General features: G+C 37.4%; 13 protein-coding genes and 2 pseudogenes. 4 read left to right on the top strand and 11 right to left on the bottom strand.

From position 1 onward, the window contains the following. The first annotated feature begins 1 nt into the window (after position 1). Both F6K06_RS09065 and F6K06_RS09060 read left to right on the top strand, forming a co-directional pair. Positions 2-376 carry a helix-turn-helix domain-containing protein gene (locus F6K06_RS09065; RefSeq protein WP_287240161.1) on the top strand — a complete coding sequence of 125 codons (375 nt, stop codon included), beginning with the start codon at positions 2-4 and terminating at the stop codon, positions 374-376. Further along, a pseudogene (locus F6K06_RS09060) lies at positions 318-803 on the top strand (RNA-guided endonuclease InsQ/TnpB family protein); the annotation flags it as partial. The gene F6K06_RS09065 and the pseudogene F6K06_RS09060, both read left to right, overlap by 59 nt. A gap of 42 nt (positions 804-845) precedes the next feature. Here F6K06_RS09060 and F6K06_RS09055 read toward each other — a convergent pair. The 5 genes from F6K06_RS09055 to F6K06_RS09035 all read right to left on the bottom strand — a co-directional run bounded on the left by F6K06_RS09055 (position 846) and on the right by F6K06_RS09035 (position 5,937). Continuing rightward, positions 846-998, bottom strand: a complete 153-nt coding sequence (locus tag F6K06_RS09055; RefSeq protein ID WP_287323220.1) for a hypothetical protein — start codon at positions 996-998, stop codon at positions 846-848. 122 nt (positions 999-1,120) lie between these two features. Continuing rightward, positions 1,121-2,407 carry a glycosyltransferase gene (locus F6K06_RS09050; protein WP_124143182.1) on the bottom strand — a complete coding sequence of 429 codons (1,287 nt, stop codon included), beginning with the start codon at positions 2,405-2,407 and terminating at the stop codon, positions 1,121-1,123. Positions 2,408-2,424: 17 nt separating this feature from the next. Next, the gene (locus tag F6K06_RS09045) at positions 2,425-3,711 is read right to left on the bottom strand and encodes a glycosyltransferase (protein WP_287241343.1); all 1,287 of its coding nucleotides are present in this window, start codon (positions 3,709-3,711) and stop codon (positions 2,425-2,427) included. 13 nt (positions 3,712-3,724) lie between these two features. After that, on the bottom strand, positions 3,725-5,005 hold the full coding sequence (locus tag F6K06_RS09040) for a glycosyltransferase (protein WP_124143180.1): 1,281 nt from the start codon (positions 5,003-5,005) through the stop codon (positions 3,725-3,727). 47 nt (positions 5,006-5,052) lie between these two features. Then, positions 5,053-5,937 carry a UTP--glucose-1-phosphate uridylyltransferase gene (locus F6K06_RS09035; RefSeq protein ID WP_124143179.1) on the bottom strand — a complete coding sequence of 295 codons (885 nt, stop codon included), beginning with the start codon at positions 5,935-5,937 and terminating at the stop codon, positions 5,053-5,055. 656 nt (positions 5,938-6,593) lie between these two features. Between F6K06_RS09035 and F6K06_RS09030 the strand changes: the two genes are divergently transcribed. Both F6K06_RS09030 and F6K06_RS09025 read left to right on the top strand, forming a co-directional pair. Continuing rightward, on the top strand, positions 6,594-6,956 hold the full coding sequence (locus F6K06_RS09030) for a Lin0512 family protein (protein ID WP_124143178.1): 363 nt from the start codon (positions 6,594-6,596) through the stop codon (positions 6,954-6,956). A 2,040-nt stretch (positions 6,957-8,996) separates the two neighbouring features. Next, positions 8,997-9,287, top strand: a pseudogene (locus tag F6K06_RS09025) (IS1 family transposase); the annotation flags it as partial. Between the two features lie 565 nt (positions 9,288-9,852). Here the strand turns inward: F6K06_RS09025 and F6K06_RS09020 are convergent. The 6 genes from F6K06_RS09020 to F6K06_RS08995 all read right to left on the bottom strand — a co-directional run bounded on the left by F6K06_RS09020 (position 9,853) and on the right by F6K06_RS08995 (position 15,673). Continuing rightward, positions 9,853-11,529, bottom strand: coding sequence for a M14 family metallopeptidase (locus F6K06_RS09020; RefSeq protein WP_287241342.1), 1,677 nt, complete (start codon positions 11,527-11,529; stop codon positions 9,853-9,855). A gap of 700 nt (positions 11,530-12,229) precedes the next feature. After that, positions 12,230-12,808: a CPBP family intramembrane glutamic endopeptidase gene (locus F6K06_RS09015; protein ID WP_287241340.1), complete on the bottom strand. Its 579-nt coding sequence runs from the start codon at positions 12,806-12,808 to the stop codon at positions 12,230-12,232. A 727-nt stretch (positions 12,809-13,535) separates the two neighbouring features. Next, entirely contained in the window at positions 13,536-13,715 is a 180-nt protein-coding gene (locus tag F6K06_RS09010) for a hypothetical protein (RefSeq protein ID WP_124143175.1), read from the bottom strand. Then, entirely contained in the window at positions 13,699-14,766 is a 1,068-nt protein-coding gene (locus F6K06_RS09005) for a DUF3326 domain-containing protein (protein ID WP_287241338.1), read from the bottom strand. The genes F6K06_RS09010 and F6K06_RS09005 overlap by 17 nt, the downstream gene beginning before the upstream one ends. 165 nt (positions 14,767-14,931) lie before the next feature. Beyond that, on the bottom strand, positions 14,932-15,126 hold the full coding sequence (locus F6K06_RS09000; protein WP_124143173.1) for a hypothetical protein: 195 nt from the start codon (positions 15,124-15,126) through the stop codon (positions 14,932-14,934). A gap of 226 nt (positions 15,127-15,352) precedes the next feature. Continuing rightward, positions 15,353-15,673, bottom strand: a complete 321-nt coding sequence (locus tag F6K06_RS08995; protein WP_287241336.1) for a 2Fe-2S iron-sulfur cluster-binding protein — start codon at positions 15,671-15,673, stop codon at positions 15,353-15,355. Between the last annotated feature and the right edge of the window lie 963 nt (positions 15,674-16,636).

Raw genomic sequence — 16,636 nt, 5'->3', positions numbered from 1 at the left:
ATTGGACAAAGTTGGAAAAATATTAATAAATCTTGAAAACCTGCTGATTATCTGCTATGGTATATTAAACTTTTTTAAACTATCAGAGACTTTTTTTCATGGTGTGCGTGTTCAAATGCAATCAATTAAGACCAAATTAAAAGTTAACAATCAGCAGAAAACAATACTTGCCAAACACGCAGGAGTAGCTCGTCATGCTTATAACTGGGGATTGGCAACCTGTATAAAAGAGTACGAAGAAACTAAAAAACGCCCAAGCGCCATCACCCTGCATAAGCGTTTAGTAGCTGAAGTCAAATCAATTAATCCTTGGTATTATGAGGTATCGATCGGGTGCCCCACAACAAGCATTAAGAGATTTAGAGAGGGCATTTAAAAACTTTCTAACTATTCCTAAATGTGGATTTCCAGTCTTGAAGAAAAAAGGTAGAAAAGACAGTTTTTACTTAGAAGGTAGTATCAAGATTATTCAAGGAAATTACATACAACTACCAAGAATAGGAATAGTAAAAACTTATGAAATCTTACCATCTGTACCAGTTAAAAATGTGAGAATATCAAAAAAAGCAGATAGTTGGTACATCAGTTTTAAATATGATTTTGAACCAGCTCCAACAGAAAAAGTTGGAGAAACTATTGGCGTAGATATAGGCATAAATACATTAGCAACCTGTTCTGATGGCAGTAAATTTGCCAACGTTAAAGCCTATAGGCAAGCCAAAAAACAATTAGTTCGCCATCAACGTGCAGTCAGCAAAAAAGTTATTGGTTCTAAAAACAGACGCAAAGCAGTAAAAAAACTAGCAAAGGTTCACAAGAAAGTCGCCGATATTAGAGCAGACGCACTACATAAACTCACAACATTGTCTCCTGTCTCCTGTCTCCTGTCTCCTGTCTCCTGTCTCCTGTCTCCTGTCTCCTGTCTCCTGTCTCCTGTCTCCTGTCTCCTGTCTCCTGTCTCCTGTCTCCTGTCTCCTGTCTCCTGTCTCCTTCTTCAAAGGTTTTTTATTCCCTCTTCCGGAGCTGTTGCCTGCGCACAGCGCTATATAAAGTGCGACAAATGTATAACCGGATTTCAGATCAGGAGAAAAGTAGAAGTTGAAAAATTGTTTCTGCCTTCCTAGTTTATCGTTTCAGCTAAGACTGGTTTCCCTGTAGAAACTGCCTGTTCAATAATATCAGCAGCACGAGTTACTCCACCTGATCGCTTAATTGCTGACTGTAATCTTAAAGCATTTTGTTTATATGAAGGTTGTGTTAGTACCTGGGAAATTTCTGTTCGTAACCGTTCCACAGTCAAACGCTTCAGTGGTATAGCTTCCCCTGCTCCACTCCAAGCTATTCGTGCTGCTATTCCTGGTTGATCCAGAGCAATAGGAATAGCAATCATTGGTACTCCATTGTTTAAACATTCTAGAGTTGTGTTCATTCCTGCATGAGTAATAGTCAGAGTAACTTTTTGCAGCAGTTCTAACTGAGGTGCATATTTGACAACTAGGGGATTTCCCGGTAAGTTCGGTAGAGATTCTGGAGTTGCCGAACCCCCCAGAGACATTACTAACTGAGCATCCAACCCGTCACAAGCTGCTGCAATTTTATCAAAGACATCAATAAAACGATTTACTAAGCTTCCCAGAGAAGCGTAAATCAAAGGTTTCCCAGTCAACTTATCCCAAGGGAAGGGAACAGGTTCTCTAGTGCCTGAATAATGATAGGGTCCTGTGAAATGAAACCACTTAGGCAAATTTTCCCTGGGAAATTCTAACTCAGCAGGTTGTTGACTAATTTGAGCTAGTTGGGAATATACATCATTAGGATGAGAGTACAAAGGCAAATTCCATTGGCGACGATACTCTGCTATCAAATCTCTCACAGGTTTTCTGAGTAGTCCAGACCAGGTATAAGCAGATAGGTTGCGGAGTTTTCCCCACAAGGTAGGGTTATATTCCCAACTTTTAAAATGAGGTGGAATAGCATAATCTAGATGAAATACCACTGCACTACAAATAGTAATAAAAGGAATTTCCAAAAGATCGGCGATCGTTCCTCCTGCGATTGAAATTGAGTCAATGAGCAAAGCATCTATGCCAGCATTTTTAATAAGTTGTGGAGCATCCTTAAGTAAAACATTCGCCCCATTTTTTTTGAGCTGAATACCATAACGTAAAGCAGCTATTCCACTGAGTTGACTTAAATGATACAAAGATTTTTTCATTGCCTCTGGAGAAAGGTCTTCTTGACCATAGTCAAGATATTCCAATCCTGCTGCCAATACCTTAGCTTCATAACCAACTATTCCAATAAAGGTGACGCGATGACCTCGCCTTTTTAATTCTTGTGCCAAAGGTAGCATTGTATTTAGATGTCCTGTAAATTGTGTAGGACAGATCGCACCAAAATGAGTCACAATAAGTTGTTTTCTAGTTAGATAGTTCCTGCTAAGACAGGTTTTCCTGTAGATACTGCTTGTTCAATAATATCAGCAGCACGAGTTACCCCACCCGATCGCTGAATTGCTGACTGTAATCTCAAAGCATTTTGTTTATATGACGGTTGTGTTAGCACTTTGGAAATTGCTTTTCTTAATCGAGCTACAGTCAAACGCTGCACTGGTATTGCTTCCCCTGCTCCACTCCAAGCTATTCGTGCTGCTACTCCAGGTTGGTCAAAAGCAATAGGAATAGCAACCATTGGTACTGCATTATTTAAACATTCTAGAGTTGTGTTCAGACCTGCATGAGTAATAGTCAGAGTAACTTTTTGCAGCATTTCTAACTGAGGAGCATATTTGACAACTAGGGGATTTCCGGGTAAGTCGGGTAGAGATTCTGGAGTTGCCGAACCACCAAGAGAAATAACTAACTGAGCATCTAACCCTTCACAAGCTGCTGCAATTTTATAAAAGACATCAACAAAACGATTTACTAAACTCCCCAGAGAAGCATAAATCAAAGGTTTTCCTGTCAACTTATCCCAAGGGAAGGGAACAGGTTCTCTAGTACCTGAATAATGATAAGGTCCGGTGAAATGAAACCACTCAGGCAAATTTTCCCTGGGAAATTCCAACTCAGCAGGTTGTTGACTAATTTGAGCCAGTTGATAATTAGGAGTATTAGACTGAGGTTGCAAAGGTAAATTCCATTGAGTACGATATTTACTCACCACATCTATCAAAGGTTTAGTCCAGCGTCTAGACCTACGGTACTCAAATTCGTTACGCAGTTTTGCCCACCAGGTGGGGTTATATTTCCAGTTAGTGAAAATAGGAGGAACGGTATTCTCTTGAAGAGATAGCACTACGCTATAAATAGTGATAAAAGGAATTTCCAGAAGCTCGGCGATCGCTACCCCTCCTGTTGAAACTGAGTCAATCAGTAAAGCATCAATGCCAGCATCTTTGATCAGTTGTGGAGTATCCTGAAGCAAAGCGTTTGCCTCTTTTTTTAAAATTTTAACTATAATATAGCGGAAAGCAGGTATCCCGCTGAGTTTACTCAGATGATGCAAATACTCTGTCATTGCCCCTTCAGGAAATTCTTCTTTGCCATAGCCAAGATATTCTAATCCTGCTTCTAGTACCTTGGCTTCATAACCAACTATTCCAATAAAGGTGACGCGATGACCCCGCCTTTTTAATTCTTGCGCCAAAGGTAGCATTGTGTTTAGATGTCCTGTAAATTGTGTAGGACAGATAGCACCAAAATGAGTCATAATTAGTTTTTTCCTAGTTTATAGTTTCAGATAAGACTGGTTTTTTTATAGATACTGCTTGTTCAATAATATCAGCAGCACGAGTTACCCCACCTGCTGTATCGATCGCTTTCTGTAGTCTCAAAGCATTTTGTTTATATGAAGGTTGTGTTAATACCTGGGAAATGGCGTTTTTTAACCTAGGTACAGTCAAACGTTTCAGAGGTACAGCTTCCCCTGCTCCACTCCAAGCAATTCGCGCTGCTATTCCTGGTTGGTCGTTAGCAATAGGAATAGCAACCATTGGCACTGCATTATTTAAACATTCCAAAGTTGTATTCATACCTGCATGAGTAATAGTAAGAGTGACTTTCTTGAGCAATTCTAACTGGGGCGCATATTCCACAACTAAAGGACTTCCTGGCAAGTTGGGTAGAGATTCTGGAGTTGCAGACCCACCCAGAGAAATTACTAACTGAGCATCCAACCCCTCACAAGCTGCTGCAATTTTATAAAAGACATCAATCAGACGATTTTGCACAGTTCCCATAGAAGCATAAATCAGAGGTTTTCCTGTCAATTTATCCCAAGGAAAGCAAACAGGTTCTCGACTACTGGAATAATGATAGGGTCCAGTAAAATGAAACCACTGGGGCAAATTTTTCCTGGGAAATTCTAACTCAGCAGGTTGGTGACTAATTTGAGCTAGTTGAGAATAAGCATCACCAAGTTGAGAGTATAGAGGTAAATTCCATTGGCGACGATACTCAGCTACTACTTGCGCGATCGGTTTTCTCAGCCGTTTATACAAAGCATAACCAGCTTGATTGCGTAATTTTGCCCACCAGGCGGTGCTATATTTCCAGTTGGTCAAATAAGGGGGGACATTCTCATCTGGATTTAATACTACTGCGCTACAGATAGTGATAAAAGGAATGTTGAGAAAATCGGCGATCGAACCTGCTGATGAAGCTTGGTCAATTAGTAAAGCATCTACGCCAGCATTTTTGATAACTTGCGGAGCATCCCGAAGCAAAACATTTGCCCCGTCTTTAAATAGGTTAATGGTATAGCGAAAGGCAGCTAACCCGCTAAGTTTACTCAGCTGATTTAAAGATTCTGCCATCCCTCCTTTGGGATATTCTTCTGTACCATAAGCTAGAAATTCTAATCCTGCTGCTAATGTTTTAGCTTCAGCATCAAGCACCCCGATCATAGTAACGCGATGACCGCGCCTTTTTAATTCTTGCCCCAAGGGAAGCATTGTGTTTAGGTGTCCTGTCGATCCGGGACATATTAAACCAAAATGAGTCATAGTAAGTTTTTCCCTTGTTTTCTAAATTTTTCTCTACAATGATACTATCAAGTATTACGAAAATCAATCATTGTCTGCCAATACACATCTGGCATTCCGGTGTCAAAGCATCTCCCTTTTACCAAATACCCGTTCATTCCTTCTGTTTTTTGCAATTTATCCAAACAAGATGTCAGTTGAAATTCACCTTTTTCTCTAACATTTTGTTTGATATTTTCTTCTAGGTAATCAAATATTTTTGCTGTCAATAAATATATGCCAAAAACTCCTAGAAATTCATCTTCTTTCATTCCTGCCACATGAAGTTTTTGTCTGGCATAATTTAGTTCTGGTTTTTCATAAATTGTATCTATATTAATTATGCCATCGGCAACTAAACTCCCACTAATACAACCATAATGATGTATTTCTGTCCCTGGTATTATTCTCACGCCAATTACACTTTTATTGGTCTGTTCGTAGACTTGCAAAATTTGACTTGCACAAGATTTTTTTACCTCTGAAGTATAAATATGGTCTCCTAGTAATAACACAAAAGGTTCATCTCCCACCCACTCTTTAGCACAGAAAACTGCATGACCATAACCAGCTTGTTCTGACTGAGTTAATAGAGTAATTTTACTGCCTAAATTTTGTAAATATTCACAATATTCTTGTTTCTCTGGTGAAAGTTTCTGATAATAACTAGGGATAGCTTGGAAAAAATCTTTAAAAACTTGGAAATCGCTTTTTTGTATTACTATTCCCACATTTTCTATTCCTGCACTTATGGCTTCTTCCACAATTATTTGAATTATCGGTTTTGCTCTACCATCCTTGTCAATAATTGGAAAGAGTTCTTTTTTGACAACTTTAGTAGCTGGAAACATCCGCGTACCAAAACCTGCTGCTGGAATTACTGCTTTTCTAACTTTAGCTTTTGATTCTGTCATATAATTTTAGTTTTTTGGCTAACCAATAGACTTGTCGCTTGATAACTTAAAAAATCCCCAAAACCTTTATTCTGTAAGGATTGTAGCTATTAGTAATACAAAAGTATTGGAATTATTGCTCTGTCTAGGTTGGAGCGATTTCTTCCCTCTATTTAGCGACAACTCTTATAAATGATAATGAATATGTTGGTAGTTTTTACAGTTGTCTCAATTTAATTTTTAACAAACTTTGTTTCGAGTTGTATACCATTGCTGAAAGCTATCAGTTTTTTTTGATCATTTTCTTTGTGGGTTTAATACCCCACCGTCAACTGGAGTGTTCAAAATTACTTGGGGGAGCGTAGACGCGGAGCGGCCCTTCGTTGACTATCCATAAGTAATTTTCCTCCTGTCTCCTGTCTCCTGTCTCCTGTCTCCTTCTTCAAAGCATAGGATAATAGAATCATATCACGTCCGCTTGAATACTTATACTTTGGTGGAAGGAAAGCAGAGGGCAGCTATGCTGCTATGCTGTTTGCGTAGCATTCCGTAGGAAAGGGTTTCTTTTAATTGAAACTTAATTCTATATACGCTACGATCCTACCGGAGATGATATCACTGGGAAATTCCTGGTGATTCTATTATTTTGAACAAATTGTAGTTAATTTTGGGTAGTTATGACGAGAAAACGTTTAATTATTGAAATGGGTATGGGGATAGACCAACATGGCCAGGAACCAACAGTAGCTGCAGCTAGAGCTGTCAGAAATGCGATCGCTCATAATGCTTTACCCGGAGTCTGGGAAGTAGCAGGTTTAAGTCATCCCAATGAAATGATTGTAGAAGTACAGGTTGCTGTACCTTATCCAGAAGAGGTGAAGGTAGAAGAAGTTTTAGCTGTATTGCCTTTTGGCCAGAAAAGTATCACTATTGAAGATGGGGGTATGGTAATACAGGGTAGGGCGATCGCTGAATTGGAAGATAAAAATGATGAAATGTTAATTGCTGTAGCAGCGGTTACTGTATTGGTAGAGACTTAAATCGGTTGTTTGGGTTTATACGGACATGATGTAGTTCATAGTTTTTGAAACAAGAAAAAATCTGCTATGCTTGACTACAAAATACATAGCAGATATATCTAGGTTACTTAGTTGAGGTTAATAAGTTAGTTGAAATTCACACTTACTATTATGAACTTTTTTTTTTGAAAAAACATCAATTTTTGCTGATCTTCATCAAATCTTTAAATAAGAATGGAGTATTTTAAAGTTCTGATGAAGATTGCTATATTTAAACTTGGTGGTTATCCTACCCTACTTTCCACTCCCAGCGCGTAGTGTTATAATTCCTGGAAATTTGAGTGAAAGCTCTCATTAAAATGAAATTAAATCAACTAACTTGTCTGTTCTTATGCAGAAAAAAACAGAATAAATCAGCCTTGGCAACTGAAATAACTGGTTGATAAAAAGAAAGTTTTAAGTGTTAGGTGATATCATTTCCGTTTAATAGCGTTCAGGAAAAACTTTCTTCTCTTCTTAACTCCTGACTCCTTCATCGTTATTTATAACTCACATTCGTACTTCAATTTGTAACATAAAAGTAGTAGAAAAATCCGTAATATCATGTCCGTTGGTATCGTTTGTGTAAAAGTTAGCGTGGATATCTACAGGAAATTTAAGTTTTTTTCTTGCTAAATTGCCTTCCTGTTTGTTGCCTGTTGCCTGTTGCCTGTTGCCTGTTGCCTACCTTTGCTATACAATACCGATGCTACCGGACATGATATAACTTGGTAGATATTTATACTATATAGCTCCTACATTTGACCTTTCTCAGCAGTCAGATTCTCAGGAAAATATTAAGTATAAATACTCAATTATATCATGTCCGCTGGGGCGCGTTTGTGTAAACCCAAGGGTGAATATCTACAGGGAATTTAAGTTTTTTTTATTGCCCTTAAGTATTCCTGCCTGTTCCCTGTTCCCAGTTAAGTGTTCCCTGTTGCCTACCTTTGCTATACAATACCGATGCTACCGGACATGATATTACTTACTCCTATTGACAACTATAATTGTCTCCTGTCTCCTGTCTCCAGTATAGCTGTCTCCTGTCTCCTATTTTTTATACGACATTTTGTCGTGCGGAATGTAGGTTATAAGTATTCAACCGGACATGGCATAATACATAATTATTTTGGTGTTGGTGATTTGAGGTATGATATCATGCCTGGATAATTAGTTAACAAAAAACTTTCGGTAGTCCTGTATATGTAGTGATCAGTCAATATAAATGATTAGTTCTTGACATTAATCTTGAAAATATTAAGTTTTTCCTGCTTAAAAAAAATCAAAATTATTGCCTAGGCGATCGCTACATATAATCAGAAATAAAAATATCAGGAATCAATCCCAAGTATCCTGAAAAAAAGTATGCTATTATCTATGACAGTAATCATAAAAAAATCTCTATAATTCAGATGTCAAATTATCAATTAATATGTCCTAGTTGTGGTAGTAATTATATTGTCAAAAACGGGACTATTCACAACAAAAAACAAAAATATCAATGTCAAAATAGTCTCTGAAAATTTGTCGAAAATAGTCACAGAAATTATATTAGTCATGAAACCAAAGAACTGATTGATCAGTTATTACTAGAAAAAATTAGTTTGGCTGGTATAATTCCTGTAATAGGTGTGTCATAAAAATGGCTCCAGAATCAGGTCAATAATAGAGTTGTCGCTAAATAAAGGGAAAAAATCACTCTAACCTAGACAGAGCAATAATTCCCAGCATTTTTGCCATCCAATAGCTACAATCTTTACATAACAAGGTTTTTGGGGGATTTTTAAGTTATAAAGCGACAAGTCTAATAAGTATGCTCATGTTTCACAGTCTATTAAATGTACAAAAAAAACAGGTAATATCATGTCCGGTAGCATCGGTATTGTATAGCAAAGGTAGGCAACAGGCAACAGCTCCGGAAGGCAACAAACAGGAAGGCAATTGAGCAAGAAAAAAACTTAAATTTCCTGTAGATATCCACGCTAACTTTTACACAAACGATACCAACGGACATGATATAAACTCACTATCCAATTTGATGAAATGTGGTCATTTGTAGGTAATAAAAATCACAAACAATGGCTCTGGTTAGCTATGGATATAGACAGTAAAGAAATTGTGGGTTTTTACTTAGGGGAAAGAGGAGAAAAAGGGGCATTAGGATTGTGGAATTCATGACCAGGTATCTATAGACACTGTGCAGTTTGTTATACAGATTTTTGGTCAGCTTACGATCTTGTTTTTCCTGATTTAAGACATAAATCAGTGGGGAAAGAAACAGGTTTAACAGCTTATATAGAAAGATTAAATATAGCGCTGTGCGCAGGCAACAGGCAACAGGCAACAGCTCATCTGGGGGAATAAATTGCCGATAATATAAGATTTTTAGCTATTTGGCCACTCCTGCAATTTGTAAATATACCAGCGCTCATTGCTATAATACTTGGCGTCAAAGAATTTCTCGGTTGGTCAGAAAGAGTTTATCCTTTTCTAAAAAGCTATAAAACCATTTAGGAGTTATTTGGTATTTCATTGATAATTATAATGAAGCGTTGGCGGATCCTAGCGGCAGCTATATCGCCTGACCACCATTTGATCACTACATATACAGGACTACCAAAACTTTCTCTGATACTACTCTTTCTTCTTATTTCTTCTCTCCTGACTCGGTTCTCCTGACTCCCCCTCCTGGGAGGGGTTAGGGATGGGTTGACTCCTAAAGAATAGACATCTGGTAAAAATCCAAAATAAAATCAATTCTCACACTAGATATATCAATTCTTTCTCCCTACTGCCTACAGCAAAGCTGCCTACTCCCTCTTTTCTGGAGATATCTAATTAAGATTAATACCATACACGATTTTCAGCAACGCCATTATTTTAAAGTAATCACAGTTTTCACCACACCCGCACGTTGCCCCCACGCCGTAATTTCAATTTCACAACCAGCAAAACCTTTAACTACCCACTCAACATGACAACGATAATCATTACCTCGAGCAGAATTAGCAAACGCTTTATTCGATCGCCCCTCTAAATGACCTATTTCCTGTAACTGCTTCCCACTAAGCAACATTACACTTTCAGGCAAAGTCAACATAACCTCTATAGGTCGAACACTTTTTCCTTCCCTAGCTTTTTCACTGGTATAAGTAGGCAAAAATCCCTGATTTTCCAACTGCACCACTACCAAATAAATATCCCCACCCTGATGCTCAACAACGGTCTGACTCACTGCCAAACGAGGAGACATCAAAGCATGAGAAATAGCAAACTGACAATGTTGTTCGCACAACTTTTGTAAATATTCCACAGGAGCATTTTGCCAAACCTCCTTATGATTCCATCCACCAATTTCTACAGTACCTAGTTGTGGATGTTCAAACGGTTGCCAGTCAATAAAACCCTTCCCACCCAACTTTTCATCATTCCACTGCATCAATTTCAAATCATCTGAAACAGGATGGCGTTGTAACCACTTAACATAATCTTCCTTCTTAACTCCCGCTGCCGTAGGTGCATCCCAAAGTTCTATAACAAAACCAAACCAACCAAAGCGCTCATAACAATAATCATCCATTGCACCATAAGTCTTCCGATTAGCAGGATAGCAAAAGTTATGATAAACCGAAACACATTCATAACCAGTAATTTCAGTACCCTTTTCCCCAATCAACTTGTAAATTTCCAAATCCTCCACAGGCAAACGGTCGTCTGGGTAAATGCTATAAGGACGTAAAATTACCGCAGAAAAGGTATGATAACTAATAAAACCATTAATATTAGAATGCTCGCGCCAAAATTCTGCTACAGCACGAGTTTCCGGTTCAGAAAAAGGAAAATCTCCAGCACCTTTTTGTTTTCCCTCCGGTTGCCATTTATAAGGATAGTTGCGATTAAAATCCATTCCTTCTAATGCGGGAGCAATTTTAATATCGTAACCGTTATAGTTTTTGATAATTCCCTCTGGCAGAATAGTGTAGTAAGTACCTCCAAATTCATCAGGTTCGCGACGCACCATTATTCTTGGGTCTTCTGGCGAAATTTTCCACGCTCCACAATCATCCTTGAGTCGCATCTGCAAAATTAACCCATCCCCGTTTATATCTTCCCAGTGGAGTCCATCACGTTCTTCGGGATATGGATAATGACGAATACTCGATCGCAATCTTTGGGGAGTTGTTAAATATTGTTCTGCTCCATCAACAGCAATACGAGGTAATACATAAACTGTGTAGTTATCTAATAAACGAGTAATTTGAGGTTCCCTAGCATAATTATTTAGTAGATGATAAATAATATATAGAGCAACAGCAGAACCTGTAACTTCTCCAGCATGAATATTAGCATCAATCCAATATCCAGGTTTTTCTTTTGCTTTTCCTGTATTTTGATTAGTAACAGTAGCTAAGAAAATATCTAATCCACCATAGCTTTTACCAATAACTTCTAACTTAATCAAATGGGGATTACTTTCACTCATTTGATGCAAAAAACTTACCACTTCTTGATATGTATAGTAGTGGCTAAAATCAAACCCTGATTCTGTCATCTTAAATTATTAAGTCTCTATATATGTAATTAAATTAGAATTAGTATTTGTTAGAATTATCCAGCCAAACTGGAGACTAACATTATCAGTTTTAACCATAATCATTAAACTCTTTGTGACTATTAGAAATGTCCAATAATAAAAAATAAAATCAATTATCTCACATAAATTATCAATTATTTTCCCTTACCGAAAAATTCAGGTATCAAGCCTCTCCATTCATGGAGAAAAAGCGGTCGTTTGTGGAGCATTCCGTAGGATGGGATGGCGATCTTCGGAGCGGGTCTGCAAGAACGGGTCTCCTCGCCATATCCAATCGACCAAGAGAAGAAAAAAAATCCTTTTATTCAATCTTCTTATTTATAAGAAGAGGTAATTCTAAACTCTTAATTCTAAATTCTAAATTCTAAATTCTTGAATCCCTACTCCCTCTTTTGTGAAGATCTCTATTTGTAATTAGGGCTTGCTGATTAAATATAAAACCATTGACTGATATTGGTTTTAGGCTTTTTATGTCTTGAAAAAGTATGAGCTTTTCGGTAGCTTAGGTTAAAAAAGTGAGGATTTTCGGGAAGCAAAAGCCGAAAAATCACTCTGACAATTCTTACTCCTACCTCCTCGCTCCCGACCCATTTCTCCTGTCTCCTGTCTCCTATCTCCTGTCTCCTACCCCAGCAAAAAGACTTTCCATAAGCAAACCCTAATTATGTTCCCATTTCCACGTACTACTAGAAATCAAATTTGTCAAAATGTGCGCAATAATTGGTATTAATAAATTACCTGTTGCTAAAGCACTATATCCCAACACCATTCCAACTATTATTGCCCAAATCATATAAGGCCATTGTTGCTTACCACTCAAATGTAAAACACCAAAGAAAATACTTGAAGCAATTAATGCCACTGTATCCAATCCCAAGGCAGACAAAATTACACCTCGAAATAACAATTCTTCACTCAATCCTGGTAGTAACCCCAACCAGATTAAATCGGGCCATAACAAAGGAGTCACAACTAATTTAAGATATTGATCTGCACTACGACGGTAGGTAGGCCAAATGCGATAAACTAAGGAACTGGCGATAGTAATACCTAAAGCGATCGCTACTCCCCACAATAATGCTCTTGGATTCCAACTCACAGGTAATAAATTAACACCAAGTAGCAAGCAGGTTTTAGAGATTGCCAGTAGTACCAATGCTGTTACTCCCATTGCCACCAATACTTGAGTACGAGTTAGAGGCTCGATTTCTGGATTTTCAGGAATTTGCTCTGTCACTTGTCCGCCATCAAATTAAGTTTGGATTTTATATTTAACTATTGTACAGGATGGTATAGCAGAAGAAAGAAGGAAGAAGAAAGAAGGAACAAGGAAAAACCTTGCCTTGTCTGAGTTTGACCGCACTTTTTAAGATAGTGAGGTACAGTTCAATATTAATCTCTATCCCCTCTTTCCTACTCCCTCTCTTGGTGCGCGTTCCCTCACAGGAGTCAGCATTCCCTTGCGTTTGTTGCCGACGCGGGGTCGCACCGCTACTCCCAAGATGTACCTCATCCACTAGAAAACTGCTGTAAGCTTTTTATCCCACATTCCGCACTTCATTTTGCAACATTAAAAGTAGTATAAAAAAAACCGTGGCTTGGTAGGTATTTAGAGCTTGCTGATTAAATCTAAAAGCATTGACATATAAAGACAAGTGCCTTTTTGGGGTCGAATTGCAGTGCAAATTTTTCAGCTATTCATGCTCATGCATGGCTCGTATTTTAGGCTCATAGTTGGACAGAAAAATCTCAAATTGACAATTGTTACTCCTACCTCCTCGCTCCCGACCCATTTCTCCTGTCTTCCCCTACACAGGAGGGGTTAGGGGTGAGTTGCCTCCTACCCCTACTAAAAGACTTTTTCAGCAAACCCTATTTATACTATGCAAATCATCTCAATTACTTTTTTCGTTGATCAAATTCCGAGTAAACAATTAAGCATAAATACTTGCTTGATTATGTACTCAATCACGATAGCTATGATTTTCTCCTAAATTCTGACTCCTGTCTTCCCCTACACAGGAGGGGTTAGGGGTGGGTTGTCTCCTGACTCCTTCTTCTATTATAATACATTTTGTGGTGCGGAATGTGGGTTTATATGTCCTAACCTTTGCTTCGACTACTGTACTACTGAATTTTAGCAATTGGTAATATTTCTGGCCTTAAAGCTTCTGGATTAATGCCAGACCGATGAGCAACCAATACCCCCAACGCCTCCAAATATGAATTAACCTCTAATGCTTTTATCCCCAAACTTTCTGGTGAAGCTTGCATTTGAGTTTGATTTTCTCTAACAGCAATAATTTGCGCTGGAGTTTGACTGAAACTCATTACTGCACTACCGCCACAAGCAGTAGCAGGTACAACCACAGCATCTACTTGTTTTGCCAAAATGGTATTAGTCAGTAGGGGAGTATCTTTTGTGTTTACTAATTGTGGCGCTCGACTCAACCCCACTAATACACAAGGTAAAAATGTGTAACCAATTTCTTCCGCAGCAGACCGAGGCGATAAGTTAGGGTCTAAAGGTAGAGGTAATAAAGCAGGAGCATGAGCACAGGGAACCTGAAAAGTTTTGACAATCAGATGACTAATAACTGCTTCTGCACCAGCTAAAGGGTCAACTCCTTGTCCATGGCGATATAATTGTAATCCTGTACTACCTTCATCATCGGGAAATCTGGCAACAACAGCGATCGCTTCTGCTTTAGCTTTGTGAATTAGAGTTTCTGCTGCTCGTAGCAAACTATCTGAATTAGCTATTGTGCCCCAGGATGCTCCAGAATCAGATTTTTGTAATTGTACTTCTAGTGGAGCATCTGTAATTATATAATCTGTGAGATTTAGCCCTAAAGTTGCTCTAGTCGCATCCGCGGCTTGTAAATGGCGCAGTTGCAATTCTGGTTCAATGCCTTGGTCAAGGATTAAACCGACTCGGTTTTGATGTACAGGTTTTAATCCATACCATCCCTGAGCAAATTTGTCAAGGGCATAGCCTTCTACATAGAGAGCATTAGATAATGGCCAATAGAGTTGTGCCCCATTCAGAACATTGGGGTGAGTAATTAGGAGGTCGCAAGTTTGCGCGATCGCTCGTGCCACTGGTAAAGCATCACCAGCATAACCACCAATAGATGCACCGATACCAGTGGGAATAATTAAGACTACTGTATAAGGTTTTAAGTCGAAGGTCAAAAGTCAAAAAGTAAGTTCAAAAGTTTTAACAAGTTTTTGATTCAATAATTTCAGCAGGAAAGCTAATTTTTAAACTCTATTAAAAATAATTTTAGGTTAGGTATTATCTTAGATAAACCCAACCCTACACTCAACAATTATCAATCAAAAAGCATGAATAACTAATTAAGCATTAGTGCTTAAACTTTCTGATTCAATTACAACAGCTTCTACATGAGCTGTTTGTTTTTCTGTATCTATCTTTGTTACTGCCCAACGTAGAGGTTCGCCACGCCTTTCTAACTCTTTTTCAATTTCTTGATTGAGTTTATTTGGTGATTCTTGCAGGTCAATTTCAGCATTAATAAAATGAGTAGTCATTTCAGTTATCAGTTATCTGTACAATTTTAAGTTAATTAGTTTACGAAATAAACTTTATTTACCGAATAATTAAGCTTTAAAGCCTCTCCTTTAAAGGATAAAAAAGCGGTCGTTTCGACCAAGAGAAGAAAAATTTTTCCTTTTACCTTTTCTTTTCTAGGAGAGGTAATTATTAATTATTAATTATTAATTTTCAAGTCTTCCTTTTCATTCATTTTGAAGCTATTTATGAAGAACCAAATTGGCGATCGTAAACCTCATCTTCCTTTCCAGTTTCTATCTTTAAATTAGACCGAGGATAGGCAACACATAATAAGACATAACCCTCTGCTTGGAGTTCTGGACCAACTCCCATACCATCAGCTTGATCTACAGTACCCTCTCCAATAATTTTTGCTGCACAGGTTGTACAAACCCCTGCGTTGCAAGAATTAGGCAAACCTAGTTCAGCTTCCTCAGCAACCTCTAATATTTTTTGATCATCTGGCACCTGAATAGTGTGAGTTTGTCCCTGGTGTTGAATTTCAACAGTATAAGTCTTTGACATATTGTAATTTGTAGATTTAATTCCAGAGAGGAATTTAGGCTCCTTGATTTTATGAAATCCTATGTATATTAGCCCTTTTAGAGATTGAGGGCAACGCTAATTCTCCGAATAGTTACAAAATTTTACAATCCGAATAGTTACAAAATTTTTCAATATTCAAAAATCATTTATCTGAGATAAAAATAATTTTTCTCTTTTAATTATTTTTTATTCAAATGACATTTTTATTAACAGCAGGTATTACTAATTCAAGAAAATCTAAAAGTAATTTTATCTAGAAAATAAATTTCAAAATCCTCTTTGATTTATTATGATTTTTTATTTTTTAGCTTTACTTCAAGACAAATTTAAATAGCCATGCTAGAAATATACAACAGTGGAAAGAAAGGGTGCTGACATATCAAAAGCTTAAAACTTATACCAATTTCATAAAATATTGTTACAGTGAAGACACAGGGAACAGGGAACAGGGAACAGAGAAAGAAAAACATAAATATTAAAGAGGAAAAAAAGTGGAAATTTTAGAATTTATAGAATTTATAATTTTTTCTTTTAGGAATAAATCACAAATTAAGATGTAACTGCCTTTTTTGAATTTGGTATTAGACAAAGCAATATTTTTCCTTCTTCCTTTTTCCTTCTTCTTTTTTGATTCTGCTATACTATAAAAAAACCTTGCAGGATTAAAAAAAATAACTTAAGTAGCTAGACATAATTCAACGCAAAAAAAATGAAATTACTTGATTTAATCAAAACTATTATGTAGTTCATAAAACTGTCAACTTCTATACCTGTAATCTCCTGATTAAAATTAATTTCAAAGTAAAATCAGACCGCTTTTGATATTTTTATTGCTTGTTCTTTGTTTTGGTAACTATTTGACTGTTGAAGTATAGCATTACTTTTGGTAATTGGTATTATATAATCGGGTTTTATATAAATACGCTACTTTAGCACTTGCTA

It is taken from the genome of Okeania sp. SIO1H4 (genome assembly GCF_010672695.1).
Taxonomy (GTDB): domain Bacteria; phylum Cyanobacteriota; class Cyanobacteriia; order Cyanobacteriales; family Microcoleaceae; genus Okeania; species Okeania hirsuta.
This window is presented reverse-complemented; position numbering and strand designations above follow the sequence as displayed.

Bases quoted from the DNA above. Each gene is read 5' to 3' on its own strand.
- F6K06_RS09040 (WP_124143180.1), bottom strand. From the start codon at position 5,005: ATGACTCATTTTGGTTTAATATGTCCCGGATCGACAGGACACCTAAAC.
- F6K06_RS09045 (WP_287241343.1), bottom strand. From the start codon at position 3,711: ATGACTCATTTTGGTGCTATCTGTCCTACACAATTTACAGGACATCTA.
- F6K06_RS08995 (WP_287241336.1), bottom strand. From the start codon at position 15,673: ATGTCAAAGACTTATACTGTTGAAATTCAACACCAGGGACAAACTCAC.
- F6K06_RS09000 (WP_124143173.1), bottom strand. From the start codon at position 15,126: ATGACTACTCATTTTATTAATGCTGAAATTGACCTGCAAGAATCACCA.
- F6K06_RS09035 (WP_124143179.1), bottom strand. From the start codon at position 5,937: ATGACAGAATCAAAAGCTAAAGTTAGAAAAGCAGTAATTCCAGCAGCA.
- F6K06_RS09030 (WP_124143178.1), top strand. From the start codon at position 6,594: ATGACGAGAAAACGTTTAATTATTGAAATGGGTATGGGGATAGACCAA.
- F6K06_RS09020 (WP_287241342.1), bottom strand. From the start codon at position 11,529: ATGACAGAATCAGGGTTTGATTTTAGCCACTACTATACATATCAAGAA.